Raw genomic sequence first — 2,594 nt, forward strand, 5'->3', positions numbered from 1 at the left:
CGGGGCGCTGCGCGAGAGAACGGTGTTCGCGCTGAGCTCGCGCGGCGAGGGGCGCCGCACCACCGCCCGCACGTCCTGTACGTACGCCGTCCTCGGCAGCACGCGCTCCGCGCCCCGTGTGGCGGCGAACTCCTCGCCCGCGCCGCCCTGTTGGACCAGCGCGCTGACCGATGTACGCCCCTCGGCGGTGAGGCGGGCGCGCAGAGGTCCCCCCTGCTCGAGCCGAGCCGAGAGCTTGGGCAGCAACAACGCCCGGCGCGCCGTATTTACGGCGCCGCCGGGCGTCGGGGACGTCAGGTGGCCGTTACTGCAGGGCGCTGCCGGCGACCCACTGCGACCAGTCCATGTTCCAGCCGTTGAGGCCGTTGTCGGGCTGGATGGCCTTGTCGCCGGAGTGGGTCATCTCGACGACGTCACCGAGCCGCGAGTGCTCGAAGAACCAGGCGCCGTCGGTGTCCGGGTCCTTGGCGCCGCGGACGTCCTCCAGGCCGATGCAGCCGTGGCTGGTGTTGGCGTGGCCGAAGATGCCCTTGCCCCAGTAGTTGCCGTGGATGAAGGTGCCGGACGCCGACAGGCGCATGGCGTGCGGGACGTCGGGGATGTCGTACTCGCCCTTGCCGTCCTTCTTGGCGAAGCCGACGGTGGAGCCGTTCATCCGGGTCTGCTTGAACTTCTCGGAGACGACCATCTTGCCGTTGTAGGTGGGGTGCTCCTTGGAGCCGGCCGAGATCGGGATGGTCTTGATCGTGCGGCCATCGCGGACCACGGTCATCTTGTGCGTCTTGGCGTCGACGGTGCTGATCTGCGAGCGGCCGACGGTGAAGCTGACGGTCTTGTTCTGGATGCCTTTGACGCCCGGCGAGGCCTCGACGTCGTCCAGGCCGAGCTTCATGGTGACCTTGGAGTTGGCCTGCCAGTAGCTCTGGGGGCGGAAGTCCAGCCGCTTGTCGCCGAACCAGTGGCCGACGACCTGCTGGTTGCTGCTGGAGGCGACCTTGATCGCGGACTCGACGCGCTGCTTGTTCACGACCGGCTTGTCGAAGTTGACGGACACCGGCATGCCGACGCCGACCTTCGAGCCGTCCTCGGGGGTGAAGGTGCCGATGAAGCTGTCCGACGGGGAGACGGTGGTGAAGGTGGAGTTCTCCACCGCCTTGCGGCCCTGGGAGTCCACGGCGTGGGCCGTGACCTTGTACTTCGTGGCGCGGGCCAGCGCGGTGTCGGGCTTCCAGGAGGAGCCGTCGGCGGCGAGGGTGCCGGCGACGGTCGTGCCGGCGTCCACGGAGGTCATGGTGACACGGGTGAGTGTGCCGCCGCGGACCGTGACCTTGGCGTCGCTGTTGAGGCCGGCGTCGGTCGTGCCGTCCTGGGGTGCGATGTCGATCTTGGCCTGCGAGGCGTCCCGGGCGGCCGCGGCATCGACCTGCCGGGCGTTCTCGTGCTGGGGCTTGGCGCTGTGTGCGGCCTGGCTGCCGTCGTCGCCATTGGCGCCGCCGCACGCCGCGAGGGTGAGTACGCCCCCGAGCAGTGCGGCGCCGGTTATCAGGCCCTTGCCGCGATTGCTGTCCGTTGTCACACGTATCTCCATAGCTACCGAACCCAGGTCCCCCGTCAGAACTCCCGATCCGATGAGTCGAGCTGTCGTACGTCTGTCGTTCATCGACCGTGTGCCACCCGGGCGGAAAAGAAAAGGGGGATGTGGGGGATGCCACTCAAAACGGACGTAAAGGGAATGCATCCACGCAGATAGGAGGCCCCCGTATGAACCACGTCATACAGGGGCCGAGGTCGGCAGGGGTCGGCGGGGACCGGTGCGGGATCAGGCCTCCGCGGTCCTGTCGTCCGCGAGATCCCACTCCGCCGCGTCCCACTCGGCGTCCGGGTCGTAGTCGGTCATCTCCTCACTGCTCCAGGAGGCGTGCGCGAGCTCGGTGCCCGGCACCGCCGTGACGAGGTCGAACGGGTCGACGAGATGGGCCAGCGCCTCCGCGGGGTCCTCCCGGACCGTGTCCAGGGCCTGCTGGCGCTGGTCGTCGGGGAGGGACGGATCGCCGCCGATGTGGTCGAGGGCGGCACCGGTCAGCCGCTCGGCGTCGGTGACCTCCATGACCAGCTCCACATGAAGCCGCACAAAACGTGATGTCTCACCATTGCTCATGGGACGGAGCGTAAGCACGTCCGTGTCCCGACTTCCCCGCGACCCGCGGCGGTCACTAACATCTGCGGTCAACGGCCCATGTCAACGCCGCCTCCCCGGCCGGCAGCGACGGCCGATGCGCCGGACCACGAGGAGGACCGTTCGGTGACCGCACGCCGACCACTGCTGACCGCCGCTGCCGCCGGTTCGGTGCTGTTCGCCCTGTGGTTCGTACCGTCCGCGCAGGCGAGCATGGGCGACGGCGGAGCGGCCGGCTCCGGCCTGCGGGCGGCCTCCGCGGCCCGCCCCGGCGCGGCCGCCGGTGACGCCGGGACCGGCGTCGCCCCGCACTCCGCCGCCGTCCGGCGCCTCCTCGCGGACACCGGCAGCCCCGACACCACGCCCTATGTCATCGGCGGCGCCGTGTGCCTCGCGCTGGGCGCCGGGCTGTTCCGCC

The 2,594-nt window shown here is 70.1% G+C and carries 4 protein-coding genes; 1 reads left to right on the plus strand and 3 read right to left on the minus strand.

The features are described 5' to 3' along the window. The 3 genes from AB0D04_RS42565 to AB0D04_RS42575 all read right to left on the minus strand — a co-directional run. The coding region (locus AB0D04_RS42565) for a hypothetical protein (RefSeq protein WP_362712857.1) at positions 1-249 on the minus strand (249 nt) is incomplete at its 3' end. Between the two features lie 55 nt (positions 250-304). Next, positions 305-1,588, minus strand: a complete 1,284-nt coding sequence (locus AB0D04_RS42570) for an Ig-like domain-containing protein (RefSeq protein WP_362712859.1) — start codon at positions 1,586-1,588, stop codon at positions 305-307. Positions 1,589-1,819: 231 nt separating this feature from the next. Continuing rightward, a complete protein-coding gene (locus AB0D04_RS42575; protein ID WP_362712861.1) occupies positions 1,820-2,158 on the minus strand; it encodes a hypothetical protein in 339 nt (112 codons plus the stop codon). A gap of 144 nt (positions 2,159-2,302) precedes the next feature. On the opposite strand from AB0D04_RS42575, the gene AB0D04_RS42580 reads away from it, so the two are divergent. Further along, on the plus strand, positions 2,303-2,594 hold a 292-nt coding region (locus AB0D04_RS42580; protein ID WP_362712862.1), incomplete at its 3' end, for a hypothetical protein.

Source organism: Streptomyces sp. NPDC048483 (assembly GCF_040651455.1).
In the GTDB taxonomy this organism is placed as follows: Bacteria; Actinomycetota; Actinomycetes; order Streptomycetales; family Streptomycetaceae; genus Streptomyces.